Consider the following 25,149-nt stretch of genomic DNA (forward strand, 5'->3'; position numbering starts at 1 on the left):
GCCGGAACGACGGATAGTGAGACGGCCAAGAATCGCTCAGTCTGGCCCGTAGAGTTAGTGTGGTCATTGACCTCCGCAAAATTTTACTGGGAGTGCTTATGGCTGAATTATCCGGAAACGAACTGCCAGACAAGTTGGAGAAACTGCGGAGTGTCTGCGGCGAAGCTGAGGCGCTTTTAGTTGAGGCTGGTATCCGAAATTTGTTTGATTCCTGCTATCTGGATCTTGCGGAGACAGCGTTCTTGTCACTGATAGTTCATGAACGACCTTCTGCTGTATTCTTCGAGGCTGTTGCGTATGAACCGGACCCGTTTATCCGCGGAACGATGATAAGCGAAGGGTGGCGTGAGAGTTGGGAGCATGACCCCAATTCAATCTGGCCAACCCCGGATGATGTAAAAACCGAGCTTCGTACTGACTTGGAATCCGTCGCTAACCAGATTGGACTGCCTAGGTCTCTTATGGCTACCTACGCTATTGCGGGTCAGAATCGGGTTTGCTGGCTTACCACAGAGTGGTCCGAGGAACTGTCGGACAAGATTGTCAAAATTTTAGATGAACGCCACGAGCGAGCAGAAAAAGCTGCGGAACAGATCGCGCGCGAACTCGAGTCACTGATCGTAGAGATTGCTGATGATCCCGGTTTTCGAGCAATTCGCGGGCGACCCAAACGGCTTCTATTCATACAGAAGAAGTATGGAGATCGCGTTCCTGTTCATCCTCGCGGGAAGATGATGCAGCCTGCTCAAAATTGCGAATACGTGGACATGAACCTTGGCACCGTCTTGGTCAAGGCAGACGAGCGAGTTTGGTTGGATACGAACCTCTCCGACTGATGCAGGTCGTATGGCCGCCCCTACTCGAGTCGGCCTGCAACCTGCATCCGCTACGTGGTCGGCAATGCCGCTTACCATGGAGCGGACCGCGTGATCGAGGCTTTCGGCCATGATCTGGCTTGTGACGCCGATCGGTATGCCGACAGATTCACCAGCGGCCGGCCGATGTCGGCTCAGAGGGTGGGCGAGGTCCTGGAGATCCGCATCCATGATGCGCGGGATTTCTCGCAGCACCGAGAACGGGCGCTGCTGCAACTCAAGCGCCTGATCCGGTCGGCGCTGTCGACTCACGAACTGGGCGGGGTGGCAGCATGAGTGCGAGCTCACAATCCAGTCTGAGCGAATTGAACGCACTATATCTCCCTGGGGTGGATGTTTCTCATGTGCTAGTTGAGGAAAGCGAATCATGGGAGTTATGGAGTTCAACCGTTCGGCGGCCAGGCTTGCCCGCCGCCGAACGATACTCGATATGCCAGGACGGAGAGATTCAAGCTACAGCGATGCGTGAGGAAACGGCTCGATTGACCTTTGATGCATGGCGTATGAAGCTCCGCAGTCAGTGGTACACCTTTATCATTCCTGTAAAAGGAGGAGGCAACGATGGACTGGCTTCAATCTATTTTGTCGGCGGTGGGCGGCGGCGGCATAGTAGCGGTATCCGCATCATGGCTTTTTAAAACCACATACGAGTCTAGACTGCAGCGCCAGCTTGAGGAATCAAAAGCTGAGTTGGCACGATTTTCAGTTGAGCATCAAATACGGTTCTCCCACCTCCACGCCAAACGAGCAGAGGCGATGGCGGAGTCTTATTCGCTCTTGAACGAATTGATGAATGCAGCAAGGGCTTATACAGCAGTGTTTGAGGTGTCCTCGATGGGCACGAGAGAGGACCGTGCGAAAATTGCTGGTGAGGCAATGCAGGCGGTCCGAGGGTACATACCCGGCCGGCTGATCTATTTTCCAAAGCCTGTGGCCAGCTCAATTCAGGAACTGCTGACGGAGATCAATAGGAACCTTGTGCAGTTTCAGTTCTTGGTAGATGACCCAGAAGTGAAGGCGGAAAGGATTCAAAAATGGACCGAAATCGCAGAGAACATGACATCTACGCTACCGACCCTTTTGGAGGCCGTTGCGGATGCATTCAGAGACCTCCTCGAGCCGGGCACTTCGTAAAAGAGCTCACTATCCACGTCAATACTGCCCTCATTTGACGACTTGGATCTCTGATCTGGGAGGCTGGGCCTCGACACCCCCGAAGTGAGGTTCTCGGGCTGCCCCCCGGGATAGGAGTCCAGGTTGGTCAGATTTGAAATCCGACCAAGTCAGATTCGAGAGCTGACTTTGGCATTTGAAATGCGGAAGTCTGGCGGGCGACTATTGCGCAATGCCGACCGCCACGAGATCAGCATCTATGTGGGGCTGAATGATGGCCCACAAAACAAAACCCGCTGATTCACTCAATGAAATCAACGGGTTATGCATTCTTTCTGGCGGAGAGGGTGGGATTCGAACCCACGGTACGGGGTTACCGTACGCCTGATTTCGAGTCAGGTACATTCGACCACTCTGCCACCTCTCCGGTCATGACTGCGGTCAAGCTGCGCATTCTAGCACAGAATCCTGCGCCTGCCCGGCAGGCACGGACGGGGATCGGGCCCCGCCCGCCCGGCGCGGCGGCTAGGCGCGGATGACTTCCAGCCCGCCCATGTAGGGGCGCAGGACCGGCGGCACGACCACGCTGCCGTCGGCCTGCTGGTAGTTTTCCAGCACGGCGACCATGGCCCGGCCCACGGCCAGCCCGGAACCATTCAAGGTATGCAGGTATTCCGGCTTGGCCTTGGGGCCTTCGGGGCGGAAACGCCCTTGCAGACGGCGGGCCTGGAAATCCAGGCAGTTGGACACGGAGGAGATTTCCCGCCAGGTGTTCTGCGCCGGCAGCCAGACTTCCAGGTCGTAGGTCTTGGCCGAGCCGAAGCCCATGTCGCCCGCGCACAGCAGCACCACGCGGTAGGGCAGGCCCAGGGCCTGCAGCACGTGTTCGGCATGGCCGACCATCTCGTCCAGGGCCTGCCAGGACTGCTCGGGATGCACGATCTGCACCATCTCGACCTTGTCGAACTGGTGCTGGCGGATCAGGCCGCGCAGGTCGCGCCCGCCGCTGCCGGCTTCCGAGCGGAAGCACGGGGTGTGGGCCGTCAGCTTCAGGGGCAGGTCCTGGGCGTCCAGGATGCGGTCGCGCACGGTGCCGGTCAGGGGGATTTCCGCCGTCGAGATCAGGTACAGGTCTTCGGCGGGGCCGTCTTCATCCGGCGTGCTGCCCTGCCCGCCCTTGGTCACCCAGAACATGTCGTCCTTGAATTTCGGCAGCTGGCCGGTGCCGAACAGGGTGGAGCTGTTGACGATGTAGGGCGTATAGCATTCCTGATAGCCGTGTTCGCCGGTCTGCAGGTCCAGCATGAACTGCGCCAGGGCGCGGTGCAGGCGGGCGATGGGGCCGCGCAGCATCATGAAGCGCGCGCCCACCAGGGACCGGGCCGATTCGAAATCCAGGCCCACGGGTTCGGCCAGCGCGACGTGATCCAGCGGCTCGAAACCCAGGCCGGCCGGATTGCCGTCGGCGTCGGCCGCCCCCGGCAGCCAGCGTCGGACTTCGACGTTGTCGGCTTCGGACGTCCCGTCGGGCACGCTGTCGTCGGGCAGGTTGGGAATGGTCATCAGCCACTGGGACAGTTCCTGCTGCACGGCGCCCAGGTCCTGTTCCAGGGCCTTGAGGCGGTCGGGAATCGCCTGGGATTCGGCCAGCGCGGCGGATGCGTCCTCGCCCCGGGACTTGAGCTGGCCGATCTGCTTGGCCAGCGCATTGCGGCGGGCTTGCAGTTCTTCCGTCTGCACCTGGACGGCCTTGCGGCGGGCTTCCAGGGCATGATAGCGGTCTGTGTCGAAGGTCAGGCCGCGGCGGCCCAGCGCGTGCACGACGCGGTCCAGGTCCTTGCGCAGCAGATTGGTATCTAGCATGACGATGAGCGAATGATGAAGACGTTCCGGGAAGTCCCTGAACGTCCGTGACTGGGTCCGCGCAGCGGGCGGGCCGAAACCGGGCGCCCCGGATGGCGGCATCCGGGGCCGGGTTATTGTATTAAATTAAACTCAACCACAGCACGCGAGCCTTCATGCAGGACGCCATCCGCTTCATCCCCGCCGCCGAACTGCGGCCCGTCCCCTGGAAAAACGGCGGCGGCACGACCCGCCAGATCGCCATCTTCCCGGACGACGCCGGGCCTGACGACTTCGTCTGGCGCATCAGCGCGGCCGACGTCGCCTCCGACGGGCCGTTCTCGCACTGGGAAGACATCGACCGCATCCTGATCCTGACCGAGGGCGGCCCCCTGCGCCTCACCCGGACCGACACCGGCCAGGAAACGCTGCTGGACACCGGCGCCCGCCTGTATTTCGCGGGGGAAACGCCCTACACCGCCGCCCTGACGGCCGGCCCGGCCAAGGATTTCAACCTGATGCTGCGCCGCAAGCAGGCGCACGGCTGCCTGGACATGCGCAGCGGCGCCCAGCATCTGCCCCTACGGCCGGGCGAGACGATCCTGCATTGCGTGCGAGGCCGCTTCCAGGCGGACCTGCCCGCCCGCCTGGGCGGCCAACAGGTGCTGGACACGGGCGACACTCTGCGCATCACCCTGGATTATGTGCCTTTCTTCAAGCTGGAACTGACCCCGCTGACGCCGGACGCCCGGCTGGTGGACGCGCGCGTCAATCTGTATCCCTGACGGCGGGCTGGAAGAGGCCTTAGCGGTCCAGCGCGGCTTGCGCCGCAGCCTGCGCATGGATCGCCGTGGTGTCAAACAGCGGCACGACGGCGTCCCGGGGACCGACCAGCAGCGATATTTCCGTGCAGCCCAGGATGATGCCCTGGGCGCCCCGATCGGCCAGGCGCTGCATCACGGCGCGGTAGGCCTGGCGGGACGCGGCTTCGATGCGGCCCAGGCACAGCTCGTCATAGATGACGCGGTGGACCAGGGCGCGATCGTCGGCGTCCGGCACCAGGACCTCGATGCCGTGCCGGTCCCGCAGGCGGTCGCGGTAGAACGGCTGTTCCATGGTGAAGGCCGTGCCCAGCAGGCCGATGCGGGCAAGGCCCGCCTGGCGGATGGCCGCCGCCGTGGGGTCGGCGATGTGCAGCAGCGGGATCCGGACGGCGGATTCGATGGCGGGCGCCACCTTGTGCATGGTGTTGGTGCACAGCACCAGGAAATCCGCGCCGGCGCGTTCAAGAGAGCGGGCGGCTTCCGCCAGGATAAGCCCCGCGGCATCCCAGTCGCCGGCATGCTGCAGCCGTTCGATCCCGGCGAAATCGACGCTGTAGAGCACGATCCTGGCGGAATGCAGGCCGCCCAGCCGCGCCTTGACGGCCTCGTTGATCTGGCGATAGTAAGGCACGGTGGATTCCCAGCTCATGCCGCCGATCAGGCCGATGGTTTTCGAAACGTCAGGCATCGTCGGCTTCCTCGTCCCACTGGCGCAGCTGCGCCAGCTTTTCGCCGATCCTGATTTCCAGGCCGCGGGGCGCGGGCCGGTACCAGCCGGGCTCGTCCATGCCTTCGGGCAGGTAGGTTTCCCCCGCCGCGTAGGCATTGGGTTCGTCGTGAGCGTAGCGGTAGGCGTGACCGTAGCCCAGTTCCTTCATCAGCTTGGTGGGCGCGTTGCGCAGGTGCACGGGCACTTCGCGGCTCTTGTCCTGCTTCACGAAGGCGCGGGCCCGGTTGTAGGCCATGTAGCCCGCATTGCTCTTGGCGGCGACGGCCAGATAGATCACGGCCTGGCCCAGCGCCAATTCGCCTTCGGGGCTGCCCAGCCGCTCATACGTCAGGGCCGCGTCGTTGGCGACCTGCATGGCGCGGGGGTCGGCCAGGCCGATGTCCTCCCAGGCCATGCGCACGATGCGCCGCGCCAGGTAGCGCGGGTCGGCGCCGCCGTCGAGCATGCGGGTCAGCCAGTACAGGGCGGCATCGGGGTGGGACCCGCGCACGGACTTGTGCAGCGCCGAGATCTGGTCGTAGAAGTTGTCGCCGCCCTTGTCGAAGCGCCGGGCGTTCAGGGTCAGGGCGTTTTCGATGAACCCGGCGTCGATCCGCGTGACGCCGCTGGCGCCCGCCGCGGTCTGGCATTGTTCCAGCAGGTTCAGCAAGCGCCGGGCATCGCCGTCGGCATAGCCGATCAGGGTATCGATCGCCAGCTCGTCGAAGCTCAGATCGCCCATGGCCTGCGACTGCGCCCGCCGCGCCAGCTGGCGCAGTTCGTCTTCGTCGAGCGACTTCAGCACGTAGACCTGGGCGCGCGACAGCAGCGCGGAATTGACTTCGAAGGACGGGTTCTCGGTCGTGGCGCCGATGAAGGTCACCAGGCCGCTTTCCACGTAGGGCAGCAGCGCATCCTGCTGGGATTTGTTGAACCGGTGGATTTCATCCACGAACAGGATGGTGGGCCGGCCCTGGGCCTGGTGCTGTTCGGCCTGGGCCATGGCGGCGCGGATGTCCTTGACGCCCGAGAACACCGCCGACAGGGCGATGAAGGCGCAATCGAAGGCCGTGGCCATCAGCCGCGCCAGCGTGGTCTTGCCGACGCCGGGCGGCCCCCAGAAGATCATGGAATGCGGCTTGCCGGACTGGAACGCCAGGCGCAGCGGCTTGCCCTCGCCCAGCAGATGCGATTGGCCGATGACCTCGTCCAGGGTATGGGGGCGCAGGGATTCCGCCAGCGGCGCATGCGCGGGATCGGCCGCGCGGAGCGGCGCCAACCCGGGGTGATCCCCCGTTCCGCCCTTGCCGGGCGGCGGGGGCGCATCCCCCAGCAGGTCCCCCTGGGTGGCCATCAGTTCATCTTCACCAGATCAGCGCCCTTGGGCACGGTGAACTGAAACTGGGACGCGGGAATCCCGGGATTGGCCTTCAGGTCGGAAAACCGGATGCGCGAGGTCTGGCCGAAGGCGTCCAGCAATTCCAGGCGCTGGGGCAAGCCGTCCGAGAAGCCGATGTCCACGTGGGTGAAGCCGGCGTCCGGGGTCTTGGGCACGGCGCGCAGCCATTGCAGGCCGTCGCGATCGGGCTGGGCCTGCACGTTGAAAGCGTCATCCAGGGAGCCCGAGCCGAACAGCAGCGCCGCCGGCGAGGCGCCGATGGCCTGCCCCGCCTTGCGTTCGGTGACCTGTTCCAGGTCCGGGTCGTACTGGTAGACGCGCTGGCCGTCGGAGACGATCAGCTGGGCATAGGGCTTCACGACCTGCCAGCGGAATTTCCCCGGGCGCTGAAAGGCGAAAGTGCCGGTCTGCAGGCGCTTGGCGCCATCCGGGGCGGCCTGTTCCTGCTGGAACTGGCCGGTGGCGGACTTGACCTTGTCGACGAAGGCCTGCAACTGCATCTGGGCCGTATCGACGGCCCAGGACAAGGCCGGCGCGCCCGCCAGGCCGCAGGACACGACGACGGCCAGCAGGCCGCGGCGGATCTTCGGGCGATAAGCATTCATGTTCATGACTCTTCTTCGCCGGGCTGCGCCGGCACCAGGATGTCGCGGTTGCCGTTGGGCTGCTGCGGGCTGACCAGGCCGGAACGTTCCATCTGCTCCAGGATCCGCGCCGAGCGGTTGTAGCCGATGCGCAGATTGCGCTGCACGAAGGAAATCGAGGCCCGGCGGCTGCGCATGACGACTTCCACCGCCTGATCGTACAAGGGGTCGTTTTCCTGGTCGGCGAAGCCGGTGACGGAACTGACGCCATCGCCGGTTTCGCCCTCCAGGGCGCCTTCCAGCAGGCCTTCGACGTAATCGGGTTCGCCGGCTTCCTTCAGGGATTCGACCACGCGGTGGACCTCGTCGTCATGCACGAAGGCGCCATGGACGCGGGTGGGCACGCTGGTGCCGGGCGGCTGGTACAGCATGTCGCCCTGCCCCAGCAGCGTTTCGGCGCCCATCTGGTCCAGGATGGTGCGGGAATCGATCTTGGACGAGACCTGGAAGGCGATGCGGGTGGGAATGTTGGCCTTGATCAGGCCGGTGATCACGTCCACGCTGGGGCGCTGGGTGGCCAGGATCAGGTGCACGCCGGCCGCCCGCGCCTTTTGCGCCAGGCGGGCGATCAGTTCCTCGACCTTCTTGCCCACCACCATCATCAGGTCGGCCAGCTCGTCGATGACGACCACGATCATGGGCAGGGTGTTCAGGGGTTCGGGCGCGTCGGGCGTGAGCGAGAACGGATTGGGAATGGGCTGTTCCTGTTTCTGGGCCTCGCGGATCTTGGCGTTGTAGCCGGCCAGATTGCGCACGCCCAACTTGCTCATGAGCTTGTAGCGCTTTTCCATTTCGGACACGCACCAGTTCAGGGCGTTGGCCGCGTGGCGCATGTCGGTGACGACGGGCGCCAGCAGATGGGGAATGCCTTCGTAGACGGACATTTCCAGCATCTTGGGATCGATCAGGATCAGGCGCACCTGGCTGGCGTCGGCTTTATAGAGCAGCGACAGAATCATGGCGTTGATGCCCACCGACTTGCCCGAACCGGTGGTGCCCGCCACCAGCAGGTGGGGCATCTTTGCCAGATCGGCGACCACCGGATTGCCCGCGATGTCCTTGCCCAGCGCCATGGTCAACATCGAGGCGCTGCTGTGATAGACCTGGGACCCCAGGATTTCCGACAGGCGCACCATCTGGCGGCGCGGATTGGGCAGTTCCAGCCCCATCAGGTTCTTGCCCGGAATGGTTTCCACCACCCGGATGCGCACCAGGCTGAGGGCCCGGGCCAGGTCCTTGGCCAGATTGACGATCTGGCTGCCCTTGACCCCCGTGGCGGGCTCGATTTCATAGCGGGTGATGACCGGGCCGGACTGGGCCGACACCACCGTGACGCTGACGCCAAAGTCCGACAGCTTCTTTTCGATCAGGCGCGAGGTGAATTCGATGGTTTCGGGCGAGACGGTTTCCTGGGCCTGCTCGACCGGATCCAGCAGGGACAGGGCCGGCAGGCCGCCGCCCAGCGCCGGGTCTTCCTTGACGGTGAAGAGCGCCTGCTGCTTTTCCTGCTGGACGCGCGGGGACTTGGGCACCGTGGTGACGGTGGGCTCGATGCGCACCGGCTGTTCGTGCACCAGCTGCGTCTGGCGGGTCTCGACGATTTCCTGGCGCTCGGCCTGGGCTGTCTGGCCGGCCCGGCGGTCCAGCCAGGCGTTTTTCAGGTAGAGCAGCCGGCGCGCCGCCAGTTCCAGGTAGTAGCCGACCTTTTCCGAGACGTTGAGCCAGGAGAATCCGAAGAACAGGCTGGACCCCATAACGATGAAGGCCAGCAGCAGCAGGGTGCCCCCGGCGCTGCCCGCGGTTTCGGCCAGGATGCCGGCCAGCAGGCGGCCCAGCTGCCCCCCGGCGCCCGCCGGCAGGGCGGTCCCGAGGCTTTGCAGGCGCAGGGCTTCGATGCCCATGCAGCCCAGGAACAGCAGCGTGAAGCCGATGCCGACTTCCCAGCGCACCCGGGGCAGCAGTTCCGGGACCTTGGACGGCAGCACCACGCGCGTCAGGCGATAGAAGCCCGCCGCGACGTGGCGCAGCATCAGCAGCACCCACAGCCAGGCGGAGGCGCCGAACAGATACAGCATCAGATCGGCCACGTAGGCCCCGAACGTGCCGCCCCAGTTCTGGGTGGCGCCGATGGTCAGGGAGTGCGACCAGCCCGGATCGGACCGGTGCCAAGTTCCCAGGACCAGGATCAGCCAGCCGGCGACCGCCGCGAGCAGGATCCAGCGGGCCTCGCGCAGCAGGCCGGTCAGGCGCGTCTGCAAGGGTGAAGGGCCATTGCGCACGTTGCGCGTGGAGCGGGAAGAGGTCACCGGAATTCTAGCCATCCGCCCATTATAATTGTGCGGTTGATGATGAACGGATTTTCTGTGATGTCTACTGCAAAACACGCGAAAGTGATGATTCTGGGCTCCGGCCCGGCCGGTTATACCGCCGCGGTCTACGCCGCGCGCGCCAATCTGTCCCCGGTGCTCGTCACCGGCCTGGAACAGGGCGGTCAGTTGATGACCACCACCGAAGTCGACAACTGGCCCGCCGACGTGGCGGGCGTCCAGGGGCCGGACCTGATGCAGCGCTTCATGGAACACGCCCAGCGCTTCAATACGGAAATGATCTTCGACCACGTCGCCAGCGTCGACCTGTCCAAGCGGCCCTTCGTGCTGAACGGCGACACGGGCGCCGCCTATACCTGCGACGCCCTGATCATCGCCACCGGCGCGTCCGCCCAGTACCTGGGGCTGGAATCCGAACACTCCTTCATGGGCCGCGGCGTATCCGCCTGCGCCACCTGCGACGGGTTCTTCTACAAGAACCAGGACGTGCTGGTGGTGGGCGGCGGCAACACGGCGGTGGAAGAAGCCCTGTACCTGTCCAACATCTGCCGCACCGTCACGCTGGTGCACCGGCGCGACAAGTTCCGCGCCGAACCCATCCTGGTCGATAAGCTGATGGACAAGGTCGAGAACGGCAACATGCGCCTGAAGCTCTTCTACGAACTGCAGGAAGTCCTGGGCGACGATTCCGGCGTCACGGGCGCCCGTCTGCTCAACAACCAGACCGGCCAGACCGAAGACCTGGCCGTGACCGGCACCTTCATCGCCATCGGCCACAAGCCCAACACGGCCATCTTCGAAGGCCAGCTGGCCATGGAAAACGGCTATATCACCACCCGCAGCGGCCTGCAGGGGCTGGCCACGATGACCTCGGTGCCCGGCGTGTTCGCCGCGGGCGACGTGCAGGATCACGTCTACCGCCAGGCCATCACCAGCGCCGGCACCGGCTGCATGGCCGCCCTGGACGCACAACGCTGGCTGGAGAATGAAGGACTCTAAGCCCACGCTGGCCGACCTGCGCCGGCTGCGTTCCGCCGCCGAACAGGCGGCGCAGCCTCCGGCGCCCACGCCCCGGCCCCGCCCGCGCAAGGCGCGCCGGCCGGGCCGCTCCGGCCAACCGACGCCGACCGCCCGCCAGGCCGATCCGCCGCCCGTCGCCGACGACGCGCCGCCCGCGCTCGATCTGGCCGACCAGGCGCTATTTCGCCAGGCCATGCGTTTCGTGCAGCCGCTGCCCGATCACGGCCCGCGGGCGCGGGCGTCCCTGCGCCGCGCCCCGGACAGCCTGCTGCGCGCCCGCCGCGAACATGCCCAGGGAGCGTCCGAATCCCCCAAGCGGCCGAAACCCGCCCGCCAGCGGCAGCCGGCCCAGGCGGGCATCCTGGATCCCGAGGCCCGGGAGTTCCTGCAGCCCGGCTGCGGGCCCGACCTGCTGCGCGGCCTGCGGCGCGGCAAATGGATCGCCCAGGCCACCCTGGACCTGCACGGCAGCACGCTGGACGAGGCCCGGGAACGCCTGGACCGCTTCCTGTCGTCCTGCCTGGAACACGGCATCCGCTGCGTGCGCGTCATCCACGGCAAGGGCATCGGATCGCGCCAGGGCGAACCCGTGCTGAAGTCCGCCATCCGCCAGCACCTCAGCCGACTGGAAGCCGTCCAGGCCTGGGTCCAGGGCGACGAACGCGACGGCGGCGCGGGCGCCGTGACCGCCCTGCTGCGCCTGCCCCAGGAACCCTGACGTCCCATTTACCGGCGCCCCCAGGAAGCCATCATGAACATCAGCTGGATCTACCTGATCATCGCCATCGCGGCCGAAGTGATCGCCACGTCCGCCCTGAAGGCGTCCGCCGGTTTCACCCGGGCGGTTCCGTCCGTCATCACGGCGATCGGCTACGGGCTGGCGTTCTATCTGCTGGCGCTGGCGCTGCGCACCATTCCGGTCGGCATCGCCTACGCCGTCTGGTCGGGCGTCGGAATCGTCGCCATCGCCATCATCGGCTATTTCATCTTCGGGCAGGCGCTGGATGCGGCCGGCATGATCGGCATCGGCCTGATCCTGGCGGGCGTGCTGGTGCTGAACGTGTTTTCCGCATCGGGCGGGCATTGAGGCCGCAGGCCGGCCGCCGAAGGGACAAATGAACAGGGCCGGTGATCAGATCACCGGCCCCGCCAGATTTTCATTTTTATGGGTACCGCCTACAAATGAAAGCGCCATCTGTGTAGCGCCAGTGCCCAAGCAGGGCTGTCTCCTCACCTGCATGTGCAGCATTATGCAGGCTGTATCGACAGATGACACCTAGGGAAGTCCCTAGGAAAGCGGTCCGCAGGCGCATTGTTACAACAGGGCCGGGCCGAAACAGATCGCGGCGCCGGCCAGTCCGGCCAGCAGCCTCAGCCACAGGCGGTGTCCCGAAATGAAGGCGAAGGACAGCCCCCAGAGCCCGATGCCGATCTGCACGAAGGCGAGCACGGCCAGCCAGGGATGCTCGATCAGCTGCACCAGCCGGGGGTTGGCGATCATGGCCAGCGGGATGATGTAGAGCCCCACGCCCAGCCGCATGGCCGAAGCGGCGACCTTCAGCCAGTTCTCGCCCACGATGCCCGCGGCGATGAACACGGTGCCGCACACGGGCGGCGTGATGGTCGACAGCAGGGCGAACCAGAACACGAACAGGTGCGCCAGCAGCAGATCGATCCCCAGGCGGTTCAGGGCCGGGCCGGCGATCGCCACGCAGATGACGTACGCCGCCGTGGTCGGCACCTCCATGCCCAGCAGCAGGCAGGCCACGGCCGTCAGCAGCAGCGCCGGCCACAGGCTTTCCTGCGCCAGCGCCAGGATGACCGAGGTGACCTTGATGCCCAGCCCCGTCATCCCCAGGACGCCGACCACGATGGAAGCGCAGATGATGATCGCCGCGATCATGGAAATCTGCCGGCCCGCGATGATGGCGGCTTCGGACATTCTGCGCGCGAAGGCCGACAGCGACACCTTGAAGCGGATGTCCAGGAACAGCAGCAGCACGCCCACCAGGATCGCCATGCAGGCGGCATACTGGGGCGTCACCTGGGCGATGAACATCTGCTGCAGCAGGACCCCGAACGGCACCAGGAAGAACAGCAGCGTGACGACGACGTCGCGCCGGCTGGGCTGGTCTTCCTGATCCAGGGCCCGGAGCCCATAGCGGCGAGCGAACAGATCGATGCCGATCCACACGGCCAGGAAATACAGCAGGGCCGGCAGCAGGGCCGCCGCCATGATCCGGGTGTACGGCGTCCCGGTGAGCTCGACCATCACGAAAGCGCCCGCCCCCATCAGCGGGGGCATGATCTGCCCGCCGGAAGAGGCGACGGCTTCCACCGCCCCGGCCAGGGACTTCGGATATCCCATGCGGACCATGGTCGGCATGGTCACGGCGCCGATGGAGGCGGCATTGGCCGAGGCGGACCCTGAAATCGACCCGAACAGGGCGGAGGCCAGCACCGCGACCTTGCCCGCGCCGCCCCGCAGGCGGCCCGCCGCCGCGATGGCGATGTTCAGGAATCCCTGCCCCGCTTCCCCCACGTTCAGCACGGCGCCCATGATGACGAAGATCGCCACGACGCTGACCGACACCCCCGTCAGCGATCCCCAGACCCCGCCTTCCGTGATCGTCAGCGTGCCCAGGGCGCTTCCCAGGGGAACGGCCGGATGGCCGAACTGCCCGGGCACGTACTGGCCGAAGAACCCGTACAGCAGGCAGACCAGGGCCACCATCGGCAAAGGCCAGCCGATGGCCCGGCGGGCCATCTCCAGCGTCACGCCCAGCAGCACCAGCCCCACGGCGATCTGCAGGCCGCTATCGAGGAAACCGTACTGGTCGCCCAGGGCATCGGCATTCAGGGCGGTATACAGGCACGCGGCCAGCCCCAGCGACATCACCACCCATCCCGACGCCTTCTGCCGCCGCGATCGCGCCGGATAGATGAACAGCCAGGGAAGCGCCAGCGCCATATGCAAAGGCCGCGCCACCAGGGCGGGCACCAGGCCGCTGAACACCAGGCCCAGGTGAAAGGCGATCGACACCAGCCCCAGGCCCACCCAGATAGGGTGCTGCCGCATCTGCCGCACGACCATGTCAGCGCATGCCTTCAGGGATCTGGATGCCCGCTTCCTGGTAATAGCGCACGGCCCCCGGATGCAGCTTGACCTTGGTCATCATCAGCATGTCGGGCGTCACCGCCTTCCACCAGGGAGCGCGGTCGCTCAGCGCCGCCTTCTGCTCCCAGAACGTCTTGGTCAGCAGATAGGCGGTCTGATCGTCCATCGCGGTCGTCGTGAATGCCTCGACGGGCAGGAACGTGGTGGCGACATCCTTGTTCACCCCCGCATAAGTGCCGGCCGGAATGATCTGCTTCAGGCGGCCCGTCTGCGCGATCTGCTCGTCGCTCAGCGAGACCAGGGACACCGGCATGCTGGCGGCGGCCTCGACCAGATTGGGCGCGGGGAAGGACCCCGCCGTCACGAAACCGTCGATCTGCCCGTTCTTGAGCGCATCGGCGGCGTTGCCCAGTTCGGCCGAGGCGATCTTGACCTTGCCGTCCAGGCCGAAGAGCTTGATGTATTTTTCACCTTCGGTGGCTCCGAAGCTGCCCTTGCCCAGCAGGATGGTCTTGCCGGCCATGTCGGAGAACTGATCGACCTGCTGGTCCCCCCGCATGACGAAATGCATGGTCAGGGAAGGAATCGGGAACAGCGCCCGGATCGAGGCGAAGGATTCCTTGGGACGATTCTTGAAGGGCCCCGTGCCGGCCATGGCGCTTTCCACCAGGCCCGGCGGCGACGTGAACACATAGTTGCCCGACCGGACGGCGGCCTCCATGACGTTCTGCACCGAGCCCTGGCTTTCCTCCACCGTCAGGATGGTGCCTCCCTTCGAACCGGTCTTGATGGCGTTCGCCAGTTCCACGCCCATCTGGTAGTAGGACGTGCCGGTCTTCGCCGACTTGTAGGCGATGCGCTGTTCCGCATGCCCGGTCGCCGCCAGCCCGAATGTGCACAGGGCCGTGATGCCCAGCGCTGCCGCCGTCTTCAGAAATGTCCGCATGTTCCGTTCTCCTCAAATGATCCCTGACGGGCATTGAGGGTATACGCAAGACTTTGCCAGCGTCAATTTTTTATCGCGGGCGATGGCCGGAGGACATCCCCTCAGTCCGGCAGCCAGTGCTCGGCGGGCGCGGGCTTGCCGAACAGAAAACCCTGGGCGCAGGCGCATCCCATGGCCTGCAGGGCATCCCGCTGGATCCCGGTCTCCACTCCTTCGGCCACCACGTTCAGGTCCAGCGACCGGGCCAGGCTCAGGACCGCCGACACGATGGCCGAGCTGCGCTGCTGCTGCCCCAGGCCCAGGGCCTGGATGAACGAGCGGTCGATCTTCAGGGAACTGAGCGGAAACCGGTGCACGTGGCTGAGCGACGAATATCCCGTGCCGAAATCATCCAGGGCGATCCGGATCCCGGCCTCGTGCAGGCCGCCCAGGATGCGGCCGGCCGCATCCGGATTCGACAGGAGCGTGCTCTCGGTGACTTCGGCGCAGATCTGGTGCGGCGCGATATGCGTCTGCGACAGCATGTCCAGCAGGCGCCGGGGGAAATTCCGGCTGTGGAAATGACGCGGCGAAATATTGATGTTCAGCACGCCCCGCTCGCCGATGAAACCCTGCGCCGCGTCGCAGGCCAGGCGGTACAGATGCCAGTCGATGGCTTCGATCAGGCCGGTTTCCTCGGCCGCGGGCAGGAAGGCGCCCGGCCCCAGCAGGCCCCGCTCGGGATGCCGCCAGCGGATCAGCGCCTCGTAGCCGACGACGCCGGCATCGGGCAGGCGCACGATCGGCTGAAAATACGGCACGAACTGGCCGCTTTCCAGGGCCGCGCGCATCTGCTGCTCCAGGTCCAGCACGTTCATGGCGGACGCATGCAGTTTCTCGTCGAACAGCACGAACCGCTGCCGGCCGGCCGCCTTGGCGCGGTACAAGGCCGTATCGGCGTCATGCAGCACCTGATCGACCGTCCGGTAGCCGGCATGGCTCATGGCGATGCCGATGCTGGCCGACACGTGCAGGGCGCGGTCGCCGATGCGGACCGCCTGGGCCAGCCCGGCCTGGACGCGCTGGGCCACCAGACAGGCCGTGGAGGGCTGGGGGCAATTTTCCAGCAGGATGGCGAACTCGTCCCCGGACAGGCGCCCGACGACGTCGGGGGTGCGCACGCAATCCGCGATCCGCCGGGAGACCTCGCGCAGGACTTCGTCGCCCACCTGGTGCCCCAGGCCGTCGTTGAACAGCTTGAAGCGATCGACGTCCAGGTACAGCAAGGCGAAACGGCGGTCAGGATCGCGCCGCTGGGCGGCCAGCGCGCGTTCGAGACGGTCGCGCACGTACACGCGATTGGGCAGGCCGGTCAGCGGATCGTGCATCACCTGGTGCCGCAACTGCCGCTGCGCCTGTTCCCGGACCGCGATCTGCTGGCGAAGTTCCTGGGTGCGTTCCATCACCCGCTGTTCGAGCTGGGCGTTCAGGGCCTGCAAGGCGGCGTCCTGCTGGCGCCGCCGCAGGGTATTGGCGATCTGGTAGGACACGAAGGTCAGCAGATCCGCATCCTGATCGGTGTAGCCCAGTTCCTGGCGGTAGCTCTGCAGCACGACCACGCCCATCACCCCCTGCGCTCCCAGCAGCGGCGCCCCCAGCCAGCACGCGGCCTCGGGACCGTAGGTGGCCGCATCGACCTCGCCGCGGGCGATCAGGGCGCCGATCTCGGCCTCGCTCATCAGCACCGTCCGGCCGCAGCGAATGGCGTATTCGCTCATGCCCCGCCCCAGGGGCCGCGCGGTCAGCCGCGCGCCTGCGCCGTCCACGGCATAGGGAAAATCCAGCCGCTGCCGGTCATCGGACAGCAGGGCGATATAGAAGTTTTCCGCATTCAGCAGCTCGCCGACCGCCAGGTGGATGCTGCGATAAAAGGCCTCGTTGCCGTCCTGGCTCTGCCCCAGCGCCGCGATCCGATAGAGCGTCGCCTGAAGATGCGCCGCCCGTTCGCCCTCGCGGACCTGTTCCTGCAGCCGGGCATTGGCGCTGGCCAGTTCGCGCGTCCGGTCCGCCACCCGGCGCTCCAGGGCTTCCTGCCCCATCTTGCGCTCGACGGCGTTGAGCACGTGCTCGGCGACGAAGGCCAGCACGTTCTGGTCGGACTGCGTGTATCCCCGGCCGGCTTCGTAGCTCTGCACCGTCAGCAGGCCCACCACCTGCCCTTCGCGGCGCATCGGCACGCCCATGAAATCCACGGACGGCGTGCCCACCGCGCTGCTGCGATCCAGCCCCAGGCTGCGGGCGACCTCGTCGGACGCGCCCCGCCTGGGCTGGCCCTGGCGGATCAAGGCCAGGGTGATGGTATTGCTCAGCTGCTCGGCGGTGAATTCCTGGTCGGGCCGATACAGCTGGCCGTCCATGACGTCGGCGAAATAGATGAACCGCACGGTCTGGCGCTGCGTGTCGTACAGGGCGATATAGAAGTTCTCGGCGTACATCAGCCGGGCGATGATGCCGTGCAGGCCTTTCAGCAGGCTTTGCATGTCCAGCCCGGAGGCGGCCATGTCGGCAATCGCGAACAGCGCCCGCTGCAGGCGCTCGGATTGCTCCAGGCGCTCCACCGAGGCTTGCAGGCGCTGGATGTCCGGGATCCCGGCAGGCATGCCATCCCGTTCCAGGTCCGTCTGGTGTTCGCCGTCCATGCCGTCCTCTCGTACGATCCTTGAAGCGAAAGCGCCCCGCTCGTGAAGTATACAAACAGTGACGAGGCCTACGCGCGGACCGGCCTTTCAGGCGGGCGGACCTGCTCCAGCGGCAGCGCCGTGGTGTGCCGCACCACTTCCATGACGAAGCCGGAACTGACGTCCACCAGCTCGGCGACCTTGATGAGCCGCTTGTACACCCGGTCGTATCCGGCGATATCCGACACCACCACCTTCAGCAGATAGTCGACTTCCCCGGCCATCCGGTAGACCTCGAGGATTTCCGGAATCCCCGCCACGCCGTCCAGGAACCGGGTCGTCCAGGCGTCGTCGTGGCGGGCGGCCTTCACCGTGACGAAGACCGTCAGCCCCAGGCCCAGGCGGACCGGGTCGCACAAAGCCACCTGCGCCTGGATGACCCCGTCTTCTTTCAGGCGCTGGATGCGCCGCCAGCAAGGCGTCGTGGACAGGCCCACCCGCGCGGCCAGGTCCGCCAGGCCCACCGAGGCATCCTGTTGCAGGATTTCCAGGATCCGATAATCCAATTTATCCATACAGACCACTCATATTAGAAATAATTTCTAATTCATAGCGGATTATATAGAAAGAACGGAAACCTTTTCCTGCTGGAAAACCTAGACTGTTCCTCATCGCCCACCGAGGAAATGCACACATGAACGCCCCATTGACTTTCGACATGGTCCGCTCGCCGTCGGAAACTCCCGCCCATGCGGAACAGGCGGTGGACACTTTTCTGTCGCACGGCACGCGCTCGCCCAAGGAGTACGGCGGCACGGTCAATCCCCCCGTCTGCCGGGCCTCGACCATCGTGTTCGACAACATGCAGGACATGGACGAGCGCCAGCGCGCCCTGGACCGGGACGAAGCGGGCGTGATGTGGTACGGCCGCAAGGGCACGCCCACCACCTTCGCGCTGCAGGAATCGATCGCCCGGCTGGAAGGGGGCTACCGCACCCTGTTGGCGTCCTCGGGCCTGGCCGCCTGCACCGCCGCCCTGTCGGCCTTCGTGCGGGCCGGCGACCACATCCTGATGAGCGACAGCGTCTACGGCCCCACCCGCCACTATGCAACGACGATCCTGGCCCGCTACGGCATCGCCACGACTTTCTACGATCCCGCCATCGGGGCGGGCATCGAATCCCTGATCCGCCCCGAAACACGCGTCGTCTACGTCGAATCCCCGGGTTCGCAGACCTTCGAGGTGCAGGACATTCCGGCCATCGCCGAATGCGCCCACCGGCACGGCGCCCGGGTGGTGATGGACAACACCTGGGCCTCGCCGCTGTACTTCAAGCCCTTCGAGCACGGCGTGGACGTTTCGGTGCAGGCCTGCACGAAGTACATCACCGGCCACTCGGACGCGCTGCTGGGCTCGATCACCACCACCCAGGAGACCTGGCAGGAAGTCAGCAGCCACGTCTACGCGCATGGCCTGAACGCCGGGCCTGACGACGTCTACCTGGCCCAGCGCGGCCTGCGCACGCTGTCCGTGCGCCTGGAACGCCATCAGCGCAATGCGCTGGAAGTCGCCCAATGGCTGGCCGCCCAGGCGGCCGTGGAACAGGTGCTCTACCCCGCCCTGCCAGGCGCTCCCGGGCACGAGATCTGGCGGCGCGACTTCACCGGCGCGTCGGGCCTGATGGGGCTGGCGCTCAAGCCCTGCGCCGCCCGGCACCTGCGCAACTTCGTCGACAGCCTGGAGCTCTTCCACCTGGGATTTTCATGGGGCGGCTTCGAAAGCATGATCATGCCGCAGGAATCCATGCCGCTCCGGGAAGCATCCCGGTGGCCATACGCGGGCCCGCTGGTGCGCCTGCACATCGGCCTGGAATCCCCCGACGACCTGATCGCCGACCTGAAGGCGGGGTTCACCCGCCTGTGACGCCGGCAGGCTGCCGGCGCCCCGTCACGCCCCGGCGGACGCCGGGGCCATGTTCACCCGGAAGGAAATGAGCAGCGCGGCGGCGAGCAGCATCAGGCCCCCCAGGCCGAACACGCCGGCCACGCCTTCCAGCTTCAGCACCAGCCCGCCGCCGCCCGCGCCGATGGCGATCGCCACCTGGATGGCCGCGACCAGCAGGCCGCCGCCGCTTTCCGCCTCGTCGGGCACGGTCCGGGCGACCCAGGTCGACCAGGCGACGGGCACCGTGCCGAAGGCGAACCCCCAGATCGCGATCAGGACCGCCGTCAGCAGCGGAAGATCGCCCAGGCCGCTCAGCGCGATGCCCACGGCCCCGATGAGCAGCGGCGCCATCACCATGGTCAGGCGCGTGCCGCGTTCCAGCAGGAAGCCGCCCAGCGACGTGCCCAGGTAGTTGGCGACCCCGAACCCCAGCAGAATTGTCGAGACCGCCGTGATCGTCACGCCGGTGACGTCTTCCAGGAAGGGGCGCACGTAGGTGAAGAGCGCGAAGTGCCCGCCGAAGATCAGCAGCGCGGCCGCCATGCCGACGCCTACCTGCGGACGCGCCATCACATCGATTAGGGTGCGCAGGCCCGCCCGCCCCGACGGCGCCATGCGCGGCAGGGTCGCCCATTGCACGGCCATGGCCAGCGCCCCCAGTCCCGCCGCTCCCAGGAACACGATGCGCCAGCCCACCACCGCCCCCAGATAGCTGCCCAGGGGCGCGGCGACGATGGTGGCCGCCGCGACGCCGCTGACGGTGATGGACAGACCGCGCGGCACCAGGTCTTCCGGGACCAACCGCATGACGATGGCCGTCGACATGGCCCAGAAGCCCCCGATCGCCACGCCCAGCAAGGCGCGCCCCAGCAGCAGGACGCCGAATCCGCTCGCGAACGCCACCAGCGCGTTCGAGACGATCAGCAGGCCCGAGAACCCGATCAGGACATGCCGCCGGTCCAGCTTCCGGGTGAGGGGCGACACCAGCAGGCTGGCCGCGAACGCCCAGATCGCCGTGGTTGAAATGGCCTGCCCCGCCAGGCTTTCCGTAATGCCCAGGTCCTTCGCCAAGGGCGTCAGCAGGCTGACCGGCAGAAACTCCGCCGTCACCAGGCCGAAGACGCCCAACATCAGGGAAATCACGGCGCCCCACAGGGGAGCGCCCGAATGCGGATGCGCCTGGGCATCCGCTTGCCGTCCGTTCATATCGATCCTTTGCCAAAAAAATGCGTCATGGCACATGCGCCATGGATGACAGGCAGGATATACTGGCCGAACCAGACAATCTATGGCATAAAAATCATAATGTTTGATCAATCGTCCGATCATGCTGGCCTCCCGGCGCGCTCGACCCCTTCCGAAACCGCCCGGGACCTCATCAGCGAACTGCTGACAGGCATGCGGCTGTATGGCCTGCACTACCGCCGCATCCAGGCCACGCCGCCGTTCGGCATCCGCTTCGGCGAGGAGCCCGACAAGGCCCAGTTCCATTTCGTGGCGCGCGGACAGGTGTACCTGCGCAGTCCGGGCGGCGAGATCCAGCCGCTGGCCTGCGGGGATGCCGTCCTGCTGCCCAGGGGCGGTCCGCACGCCCTGCTGTCCGACCCGGACCTTCCCTGCCAGCGCATCGCGCAGTTCAACGCCACGGCGATCTGCAGCGCGGTCGACGACGTGGACGCCTGCCGGCACGACGCCTGCCGGACGGACAAGGCCGTCATATTCAGCGGCTGCATGGTCTTCGACCTGGGCGCCATGCATCCCCTGGTCCGGCTGATGCCGGAAGTGATGCACGTCGGCACCTTGCTCGCGCGCAGTCCGGAAATCCTGCCGATTCTCGAAGCCATGGAACGCGAGGCCCGCACCGAGCGGGCCGGCTACGCCGGCATCCTGACCCGGCTGGCCGACGTCGTGTCCGCATCCATCGTCCGCGGGTGGGTGGAATGCGGCTGCGGCGACGCCAGCGGCTGGATCGAGGCGCTCAAGGACCCGCGCCTGGGCCGCGTCCTGGCCGCCATCCACCGCGATCCCGGCCGCAACTGGACCGTGGAGAGCCTGGCCTCGGAAATGGGCAGTTCGCGATCCGTGTTCGCCGAACGGTTCCAGGCCGTCACCGGCATGACGCCGCTGCGCTACGTCGCGGAATTGCGCATGCGCCTGGCCACGCAATGGATGGCGCGCGGCGAGCTGTCCACCGACGCCATCGCCGAACGGCTGGGCTATGGCTCCCAGGCGGCCTTCAGCCGGGCCTTCAAACGGATCACCGGCCAGCCGCCGGGCGCCGCGGCCCGGGCCGGCCGGCAGGCGATGGCGACCTGAGTTCACGCCAACAGCATAGGATCCACGACCATCATGAATCGTCCCACCCTGTATCAAACCGCCCTCCTCCTGGCAACCATGCTCCTGTCGATCTGCCTGGTGCCGAACGCATCCGCCCAATTCGTCCCTGTGCCCCCGGAGGCCACGCATTTCACCCTGGGCGACTTCAAGGTATCCGTCCTTCACGACGATGCCTTGTCATTTCCCAATGACGGCAAGATCTTCGCCACCAATGCAAGCCCGGCGGCCGTTGACAAGGTTCTGAAGGCGGCGGGCGCCCCGACGGACACCATCCTCCTGAGCGTGAATGCGCTGCTGATCCAGATGCCCAAGCGCACCATCCTGCTGGATACCGGGTACGGAACCGCCGGCAAGGGTGTCCTGCGGGAAAGTCTGGCCAAGGCAGGGGTCGCCCCGGATACGATCAGCGATATTTTCATCACGCACTCGCATCCCGATCACATCGGCGGCCTCATCGACGCCAAGGGCCGGTTGGTTTTCCCCAAAGCCACCATCCGGATGTCCGCCCAAGAATGGCGGTATCTCCAGGCTCAGGACGACGCGCGCACTATCGTGCCGATCATCAAGGCCCGGGTGGAAACGTTTGAACCAGCCAAGGCGGTCCTGCCGGGCATCACCCCTATCGCGCTTCCCGGACACACCCCAGGGCACGTGGGCTACGAGATCGCCTCCCAGGGGCGCAAGCTGCTGGACATCGGCGACATGGCACACAGCTCGATCATCTCGCTGGCGGATCCGGAATGGACGCTCGCCTGGGACTCCGATCCGCAGCAGGCAAGCAGGACCCGCCGCGAAGAACTGCAAAAACTGGCGAATTCGCATGAACTGGTATTCGCGCCGCACTTCCCTTTTCCAGGGATCGGACGGATTGAACCGCTGGGCCAGGGATTCCGGTTCCAGCCTGGTCTGCCAGCGGACAAATGAACTGGGGGCGCTTCCCGGCATGCTCCTGCGCCCGAATCTCGCCGTCCTGCACAACAACCTCAGCGCCATAAAAACAAAGCTCCACCCCTCGAAAGGGGTGGAGCCCAGATCCGGCAACCCCACTGACCGCAGCGGGGAATCGCCATGGACGATCACATATTGTCGATCATCACCTGGCCGAAACCGGAGCACGACACCTGCGTGGCGCCTTCCAGCAGGCGGGCGAAGTCATAGGTGACCTTCTTCGACAGGATGGATTTTTCCATGCTGCTGATGATCAGGTCGGCCGCTTCCGTCCAGCCCATGTGGCGCAGCATCATCTCGGCCGACAGGATTTCGGAACCCGGGTTCACGTAGTCCTTGCCGGCGTACTTCGGCGCCGTGCCGTGCGTGGCTTCGAACATGGCCACGGAGTCGGACAGGTTGGCGCCCGGGGCGATGCCGATGCCGCCGACCTGAGCCGCCAGGGCGTCGGAAACGTAGTCGCCGTTCAGGTTCAGCGTGGCGATGACGTCATATTCGGCCGGGCGCAGCAGGATCTGCTGCAGGAAGGCATCGGCGATGACGTCCTTGACCACGATGTCGCGGCCGGTCTTGGGGTTCTTGAATTTGCACCACGGGCCGCCGTCGATCAGCTGGGCGCCGAATTCCTTCTGGGCCAGGGCGTAGCCCCAGTCGCGGAAGCCGCCTTCGGTGAACTTCATGATGTTGCCCTTGTGCACCAGGGTGACGCTCGGGCGGTCGTTGTCGATGGCGTACTGGATGGCCTTGCGCACCAGGCGTTCCGTGCCTTCGCGCGACACGGGCTTCACGCCGATGCCGGACGTGCCCGGGAAGCGGATCTTGTTGACGCCCAGGGTGTTCTGCAGGAACTCGATCAGCTGGCGGGCCTTGTCGGATTCGGCTTCGAATTCGATGCCCGCGTAGATGTCTTCGGAGTTTTCACGGAAGATGACCATGTCGGTCTTTTCCGGCTCGCGCACGGGCGAAGGCACGCCCTTGAAGTAGCGCACCGGGCGCAGGCAGACGTACAGGTCCAGCTGCTGGCGCAGGGCCACGTTCAGGGAACGGATGCCGCCGCCGACGGGCGTGGTTAGCGGGCCTTTGATGGACACCACGTAGTCGCGCACCACGTCCAGGGTTTCGTCGGGCAGCCAGACGTCCGGGCCATAGATCTTGGTGGACTTTTCACCAGCATAGACTTCCATCCAGTGGATCTTGCGCTTGCCGGCGTAGGCCTTGGCCACGGCGGCATCCACGACTTTCAGCATCACCGGGGTGATGTCCTGGCCCGTGCCGTCACCCTCGATGTAGGGGATGATGGGTTCGTCGGGGATATTGAGGGAAAAGTCGGCGTTGACCGTGATTTTCTGACCACCGGCCGGGACCTTGATGTGCTGATAAGACATGAGTGCTCCAGTGTTGCTGGGGTTGTTGTTCAAAAGAGGATGCTGTGCGTGGGGTCGCAGTCTTATATAAGAGTTTAACGTAAACTGCCCCGCAGGGCGTCGGGAATCTGCAGGGGTTCGAATCCGCCCGGGCACGGGCCGGTAAAATGAAGATTACGCTTCATCATGCCCCTTGCACATCCCATGTTCAACCCATCTAAAGAGCAGGTCCGCGAATTCTTCACCGAGGCCTGGCGCAAGCGCCGCGCCGGCGGCGTGCTGACGCCGCTGGAAACCATGGCGGCCGACCTGGTCGAACGCCACCCCGAATACCACGACGACCTGCAAGACCCGGAGGCATCGCAGCGCGACTATCCCGTCGAGGGGGGCCGCACGAATCCCTTCCTGCACCTGTCCATGCATCTGGCGATCCAGGAACAGCTGTCGATCGACCATCCGCCGGGCATCCGCGCCGCCTGGAACAGCCTGCTGCAGACCCACGACGAACACGAGGCCGCCCACGTCATCATGGAAGCCCTGGGCGAAGTCGTCTGGGAAGCCCAGCGTCTCGGCAAGCCGCTGGACAACGATCACTATCTGGATCTGATCCGCCGCCACGCGAGCCGCACGAACTGACATTCCGGCCGGGTGCCCGGCAACCGGGCGGGCGCGCGCAGCGCCCCCGGAGGGCCGCCGACGATGCCGGCGACCCGCTTGCGGCGATTACCGCACGTGCAGGGAGGTAGGCAGCGAGGACAGCCAGGCGGAAATGTTGACGATGTCGGCGGCCGACAGCTGCGACGCCATGGCCCCCATCACGGCGTTCTTGCGCACATTGGCGGACGCCGGTTCGCCTTTCTGGCCACGCTGGTAGGCCACCAGGGCATGCGCCAGGTAATCCTGATGCTGGCCGGCCAGGATCGGATAGGCCGGCTGGATGGGGGTCTTGGCGTCCGCGCCGTGGCAGGACGCGCAGGTGAATTTTTCAAAGGCCGCCTTGCCGGCCGACAGATCGGCGGCCTGAGCGCCCGCCGTCATCAGACTGCACCCAAGCAGGGCAATCCAGAATGCTCGCATGGTG

At 65.8% G+C, this 25,149-nt stretch carries 23 protein-coding genes and 1 tRNA gene; 11 read left to right on the forward strand and 13 right to left on the reverse strand.

Translation table 11 applies throughout. The features are described from left to right. Window positions 1–98: 98 nt before the first annotated feature. From Q0263_RS10035 to Q0263_RS10045, 3 genes are all read left to right on the forward strand, one after another. On the forward strand, window positions 99–836 hold the full coding sequence (locus Q0263_RS10035) for a hypothetical protein (RefSeq protein ID WP_298015631.1): 738 nt from the start codon (window positions 99–101) through the stop codon (window positions 834–836). 90 nt (window positions 837–926) lie between these two features. Next, window positions 927–1,151, forward strand: a complete 225-nt coding sequence (locus Q0263_RS10040; RefSeq protein WP_298015632.1) for a hypothetical protein — start codon at window positions 927–929, stop codon at window positions 1,149–1,151. A gap of 285 nt (window positions 1,152–1,436) precedes the next feature. Beyond that, entirely contained in the window at window positions 1,437–2,009 is a 573-nt protein-coding gene (locus Q0263_RS10045) for a hypothetical protein (protein ID WP_298015633.1), read from the forward strand. Window positions 2,010–2,324: 315 nt separating this feature from the next. On the opposite strand, the gene Q0263_RS10050 is transcribed toward Q0263_RS10045, so the two are convergent. Continuing rightward, a tRNA-Ser gene (locus Q0263_RS10050) sits at window positions 2,325–2,415 on the reverse strand. Between the two features lie 98 nt (window positions 2,416–2,513). Then, complete coding sequence (gene serS, locus Q0263_RS10055) at window positions 2,514–3,851, reverse strand: serine--tRNA ligase (protein ID WP_298015634.1); 1,338 nt, start codon at window positions 3,849–3,851, stop codon at window positions 2,514–2,516. Between the two features lie 155 nt (window positions 3,852–4,006). Here serS and Q0263_RS10060 point away from each other — a divergent pair, with 155 nt between their 5' ends. Continuing rightward, a complete protein-coding gene (locus Q0263_RS10060) occupies window positions 4,007–4,615 on the forward strand; it encodes a HutD family protein (protein WP_298015635.1) in 609 nt (202 codons plus the stop codon). 19 nt (window positions 4,616–4,634) lie between these two features. Here Q0263_RS10060 and Q0263_RS10065 read toward each other — a convergent pair whose 3' ends face one another. The 4 genes from Q0263_RS10065 to Q0263_RS10080 all read right to left on the reverse strand — a co-directional run bounded on the left by Q0263_RS10065 (window position 4,635) and on the right by Q0263_RS10080 (window position 9,727). Beyond that, window positions 4,635–5,342, reverse strand: a complete 708-nt coding sequence (locus tag Q0263_RS10065; RefSeq protein WP_298015636.1) for an aspartate/glutamate racemase family protein — start codon at window positions 5,340–5,342, stop codon at window positions 4,635–4,637. Further along, window positions 5,335–6,642, reverse strand: coding sequence for a replication-associated recombination protein A (locus Q0263_RS10070; protein WP_298015700.1), 1,308 nt, complete (start codon window positions 6,640–6,642; stop codon window positions 5,335–5,337). The genes Q0263_RS10065 and Q0263_RS10070 overlap by 8 nt, the downstream gene beginning before the upstream one ends. Window positions 6,643–6,716: 74 nt before the next feature. Next, complete coding sequence (lolA, locus tag Q0263_RS10075; RefSeq protein ID WP_298015701.1) at window positions 6,717–7,367, reverse strand: outer membrane lipoprotein chaperone LolA; 651 nt, start codon at window positions 7,365–7,367, stop codon at window positions 6,717–6,719. A 2-nt stretch (window positions 7,368–7,369) separates the two neighbouring features. Continuing rightward, complete coding sequence (locus tag Q0263_RS10080; protein ID WP_298015637.1) at window positions 7,370–9,727, reverse strand: DNA translocase FtsK; 2,358 nt, start codon at window positions 9,725–9,727, stop codon at window positions 7,370–7,372. A 45-nt stretch (window positions 9,728–9,772) separates the two neighbouring features. Between Q0263_RS10080 and trxB the strand changes: the two genes are divergently transcribed. The 3 genes from trxB to Q0263_RS10095 are packed head-to-tail and all read left to right on the forward strand — an operon-like array spanning window position 9,773 to window position 11,840. Continuing rightward, a complete protein-coding gene (trxB, locus tag Q0263_RS10085) occupies window positions 9,773–10,732 on the forward strand; it encodes a thioredoxin-disulfide reductase (protein WP_298015638.1) in 960 nt (319 codons plus the stop codon). Continuing rightward, complete coding sequence (locus Q0263_RS10090) at window positions 10,719–11,471, forward strand: Smr/MutS family protein (RefSeq protein ID WP_298015639.1); 753 nt, start codon at window positions 10,719–10,721, stop codon at window positions 11,469–11,471. The genes trxB and Q0263_RS10090 overlap by 14 nt, the downstream gene beginning before the upstream one ends. A 33-nt stretch (window positions 11,472–11,504) precedes the next feature. Then, complete coding sequence (locus Q0263_RS10095; RefSeq protein ID WP_298015640.1) at window positions 11,505–11,840, forward strand: multidrug efflux SMR transporter; 336 nt, start codon at window positions 11,505–11,507, stop codon at window positions 11,838–11,840. Between the two features lie 228 nt (window positions 11,841–12,068). On the opposite strand, the gene Q0263_RS10100 is transcribed toward Q0263_RS10095, so the two are convergent. From Q0263_RS10100 to Q0263_RS10115, 4 genes are all read right to left on the reverse strand, one after another. Continuing rightward, complete coding sequence (locus Q0263_RS10100) at window positions 12,069–13,832, reverse strand: TRAP transporter fused permease subunit (RefSeq protein ID WP_298015641.1); 1,764 nt, start codon at window positions 13,830–13,832, stop codon at window positions 12,069–12,071. A gap of 16 nt (window positions 13,833–13,848) precedes the next feature. Then, window positions 13,849–14,817, reverse strand: a complete 969-nt coding sequence (locus tag Q0263_RS10105; protein WP_298015642.1) for a TAXI family TRAP transporter solute-binding subunit — start codon at window positions 14,815–14,817, stop codon at window positions 13,849–13,851. Window positions 14,818–14,918: 101 nt separating this feature from the next. Further along, on the reverse strand, window positions 14,919–17,495 hold the full coding sequence (locus Q0263_RS10110; protein ID WP_298015643.1) for a GGDEF domain-containing protein: 2,577 nt from the start codon (window positions 17,493–17,495) through the stop codon (window positions 14,919–14,921). A 68-nt stretch (window positions 17,496–17,563) separates the two neighbouring features. Then, window positions 17,564–18,049 carry an Lrp/AsnC family transcriptional regulator gene (locus tag Q0263_RS10115; protein WP_298015644.1) on the reverse strand — a complete coding sequence of 162 codons (486 nt, stop codon included), beginning with the start codon at window positions 18,047–18,049 and terminating at the stop codon, window positions 17,564–17,566. A gap of 119 nt (window positions 18,050–18,168) precedes the next feature. Here Q0263_RS10115 and metC point away from each other — a divergent pair, with 119 nt between their 5' ends. Continuing rightward, a complete protein-coding gene (gene metC / locus Q0263_RS10120; RefSeq protein ID WP_298015645.1) occupies window positions 18,169–19,398 on the forward strand; it encodes a cystathionine beta-lyase in 1,230 nt (409 codons plus the stop codon). Between the two features lie 24 nt (window positions 19,399–19,422). Here the strand turns inward: metC and Q0263_RS10125 are convergent, their stop codons facing one another. Continuing rightward, on the reverse strand, window positions 19,423–20,625 hold the full coding sequence (locus Q0263_RS10125; RefSeq protein WP_298015646.1) for an MFS transporter: 1,203 nt from the start codon (window positions 20,623–20,625) through the stop codon (window positions 19,423–19,425). Window positions 20,626–20,724: 99 nt separating this feature from the next. Here Q0263_RS10125 and Q0263_RS10130 point away from each other — a divergent pair, with 99 nt between their 5' ends. Both Q0263_RS10130 and Q0263_RS10135 read left to right on the forward strand, forming a co-directional pair. Beyond that, a complete protein-coding gene (locus tag Q0263_RS10130; RefSeq protein ID WP_298015647.1) occupies window positions 20,725–21,735 on the forward strand; it encodes an AraC family transcriptional regulator in 1,011 nt (336 codons plus the stop codon). Between the two features lie 33 nt (window positions 21,736–21,768). Further along, window positions 21,769–22,680 (forward strand): MBL fold metallo-hydrolase, encoded by a 912-nt coding sequence (locus Q0263_RS10135; protein WP_298015648.1) that lies wholly within the window; start codon window positions 21,769–21,771, stop codon window positions 22,678–22,680. Between the two features lie 152 nt (window positions 22,681–22,832). On the opposite strand, the gene icd is transcribed toward Q0263_RS10135, so the two are convergent. Next, a complete protein-coding gene (icd, locus tag Q0263_RS10140) occupies window positions 22,833–24,089 on the reverse strand; it encodes an NADP-dependent isocitrate dehydrogenase (RefSeq protein ID WP_298015649.1) in 1,257 nt (418 codons plus the stop codon). Window positions 24,090–24,272: 183 nt separating this feature from the next. Between icd and Q0263_RS10145 the strand changes: the two genes are divergently transcribed. Beyond that, entirely contained in the window at window positions 24,273–24,704 is a 432-nt protein-coding gene (locus Q0263_RS10145; RefSeq protein ID WP_298015650.1) for a DUF1841 family protein, read from the forward strand. Between the two features lie 87 nt (window positions 24,705–24,791). Here the strand turns inward: Q0263_RS10145 and Q0263_RS10150 are convergent, their stop codons facing one another. Next, a complete protein-coding gene (locus tag Q0263_RS10150) occupies window positions 24,792–25,145 on the reverse strand; it encodes a cytochrome c (RefSeq protein ID WP_298015651.1) in 354 nt (117 codons plus the stop codon). Between the last annotated feature and the right edge of the window lie 4 nt (window positions 25,146–25,149).

The sequence above is a fragment of the uncultured Castellaniella sp. genome (genome assembly GCF_937988725.1).
In the GTDB taxonomy this organism is placed as follows: domain Bacteria; phylum Pseudomonadota; class Gammaproteobacteria; order Burkholderiales; family Burkholderiaceae_B; genus Castellaniella.

What these genes read in the sequence shown, in the direction of transcription:
- Q0263_RS10080 (WP_298015637.1), bottom strand. Translation starts at nt 9,727, where the DNA reads ATGGCTAGAATTCCGGTGACCTCTTCCCGCTCCACGCGCAACGTGCGC.
- Q0263_RS10135 (WP_298015648.1), top strand. Translation starts at nt 21,769, where the DNA reads ATGAATCGTCCCACCCTGTATCAAACCGCCCTCCTCCTGGCAACCATG.
- Q0263_RS10145 (WP_298015650.1), top strand. Translation starts at nt 24,273, where the DNA reads ATGTTCAACCCATCTAAAGAGCAGGTCCGCGAATTCTTCACCGAGGCC.
- Q0263_RS10105 (WP_298015642.1), bottom strand. Translation starts at nt 14,817, where the DNA reads ATGCGGACATTTCTGAAGACGGCGGCAGCGCTGGGCATCACGGCCCTG.
- serS (WP_298015634.1), bottom strand. Translation starts at nt 3,851, where the DNA reads ATGCTAGATACCAATCTGCTGCGCAAGGACCTGGACCGCGTCGTGCAC.
- Q0263_RS10095 (WP_298015640.1), top strand. Translation starts at nt 11,505, where the DNA reads ATGAACATCAGCTGGATCTACCTGATCATCGCCATCGCGGCCGAAGTG.
- Q0263_RS10125 (WP_298015646.1), bottom strand. Translation starts at nt 20,625, where the DNA reads ATGAACGGACGGCAAGCGGATGCCCAGGCGCATCCGCATTCGGGCGCT.
- Q0263_RS10090 (WP_298015639.1), top strand. Translation starts at nt 10,719, where the DNA reads ATGAAGGACTCTAAGCCCACGCTGGCCGACCTGCGCCGGCTGCGTTCC.
- icd (WP_298015649.1), bottom strand. Translation starts at nt 24,089, where the DNA reads ATGTCTTATCAGCACATCAAGGTCCCGGCCGGTGGTCAGAAAATCACG.
- Q0263_RS10130 (WP_298015647.1), top strand. Translation starts at nt 20,725, where the DNA reads ATGTTTGATCAATCGTCCGATCATGCTGGCCTCCCGGCGCGCTCGACC.
- Q0263_RS10100 (WP_298015641.1), bottom strand. Translation starts at nt 13,832, where the DNA reads ATGCGGCAGCACCCTATCTGGGTGGGCCTGGGGCTGGTGTCGATCGCC.
- Q0263_RS10065 (WP_298015636.1), bottom strand. Translation starts at nt 5,342, where the DNA reads ATGCCTGACGTTTCGAAAACCATCGGCCTGATCGGCGGCATGAGCTGG.
- Q0263_RS10035 (WP_298015631.1), top strand. Translation starts at nt 99, where the DNA reads ATGGCTGAATTATCCGGAAACGAACTGCCAGACAAGTTGGAGAAACTG.
- trxB (WP_298015638.1), top strand. Translation starts at nt 9,773, where the DNA reads ATGTCTACTGCAAAACACGCGAAAGTGATGATTCTGGGCTCCGGCCCG.
- lolA (WP_298015701.1), bottom strand. Translation starts at nt 7,367, where the DNA reads ATGAATGCTTATCGCCCGAAGATCCGCCGCGGCCTGCTGGCCGTCGTC.
- metC (WP_298015645.1), top strand. Translation starts at nt 18,169, where the DNA reads ATGAACGCCCCATTGACTTTCGACATGGTCCGCTCGCCGTCGGAAACT.
- Q0263_RS10045 (WP_298015633.1), top strand. Translation starts at nt 1,437, where the DNA reads ATGGACTGGCTTCAATCTATTTTGTCGGCGGTGGGCGGCGGCGGCATA.
- Q0263_RS10115 (WP_298015644.1), bottom strand. Translation starts at nt 18,049, where the DNA reads ATGGATAAATTGGATTATCGGATCCTGGAAATCCTGCAACAGGATGCC.
- Q0263_RS10060 (WP_298015635.1), top strand. Translation starts at nt 4,007, where the DNA reads ATGCAGGACGCCATCCGCTTCATCCCCGCCGCCGAACTGCGGCCCGTC.
- Q0263_RS10150 (WP_298015651.1), bottom strand. Translation starts at nt 25,145, where the DNA reads ATGCGAGCATTCTGGATTGCCCTGCTTGGGTGCAGTCTGATGACGGCG.
- Q0263_RS10110 (WP_298015643.1), bottom strand. Translation starts at nt 17,495, where the DNA reads ATGGACGGCGAACACCAGACGGACCTGGAACGGGATGGCATGCCTGCC.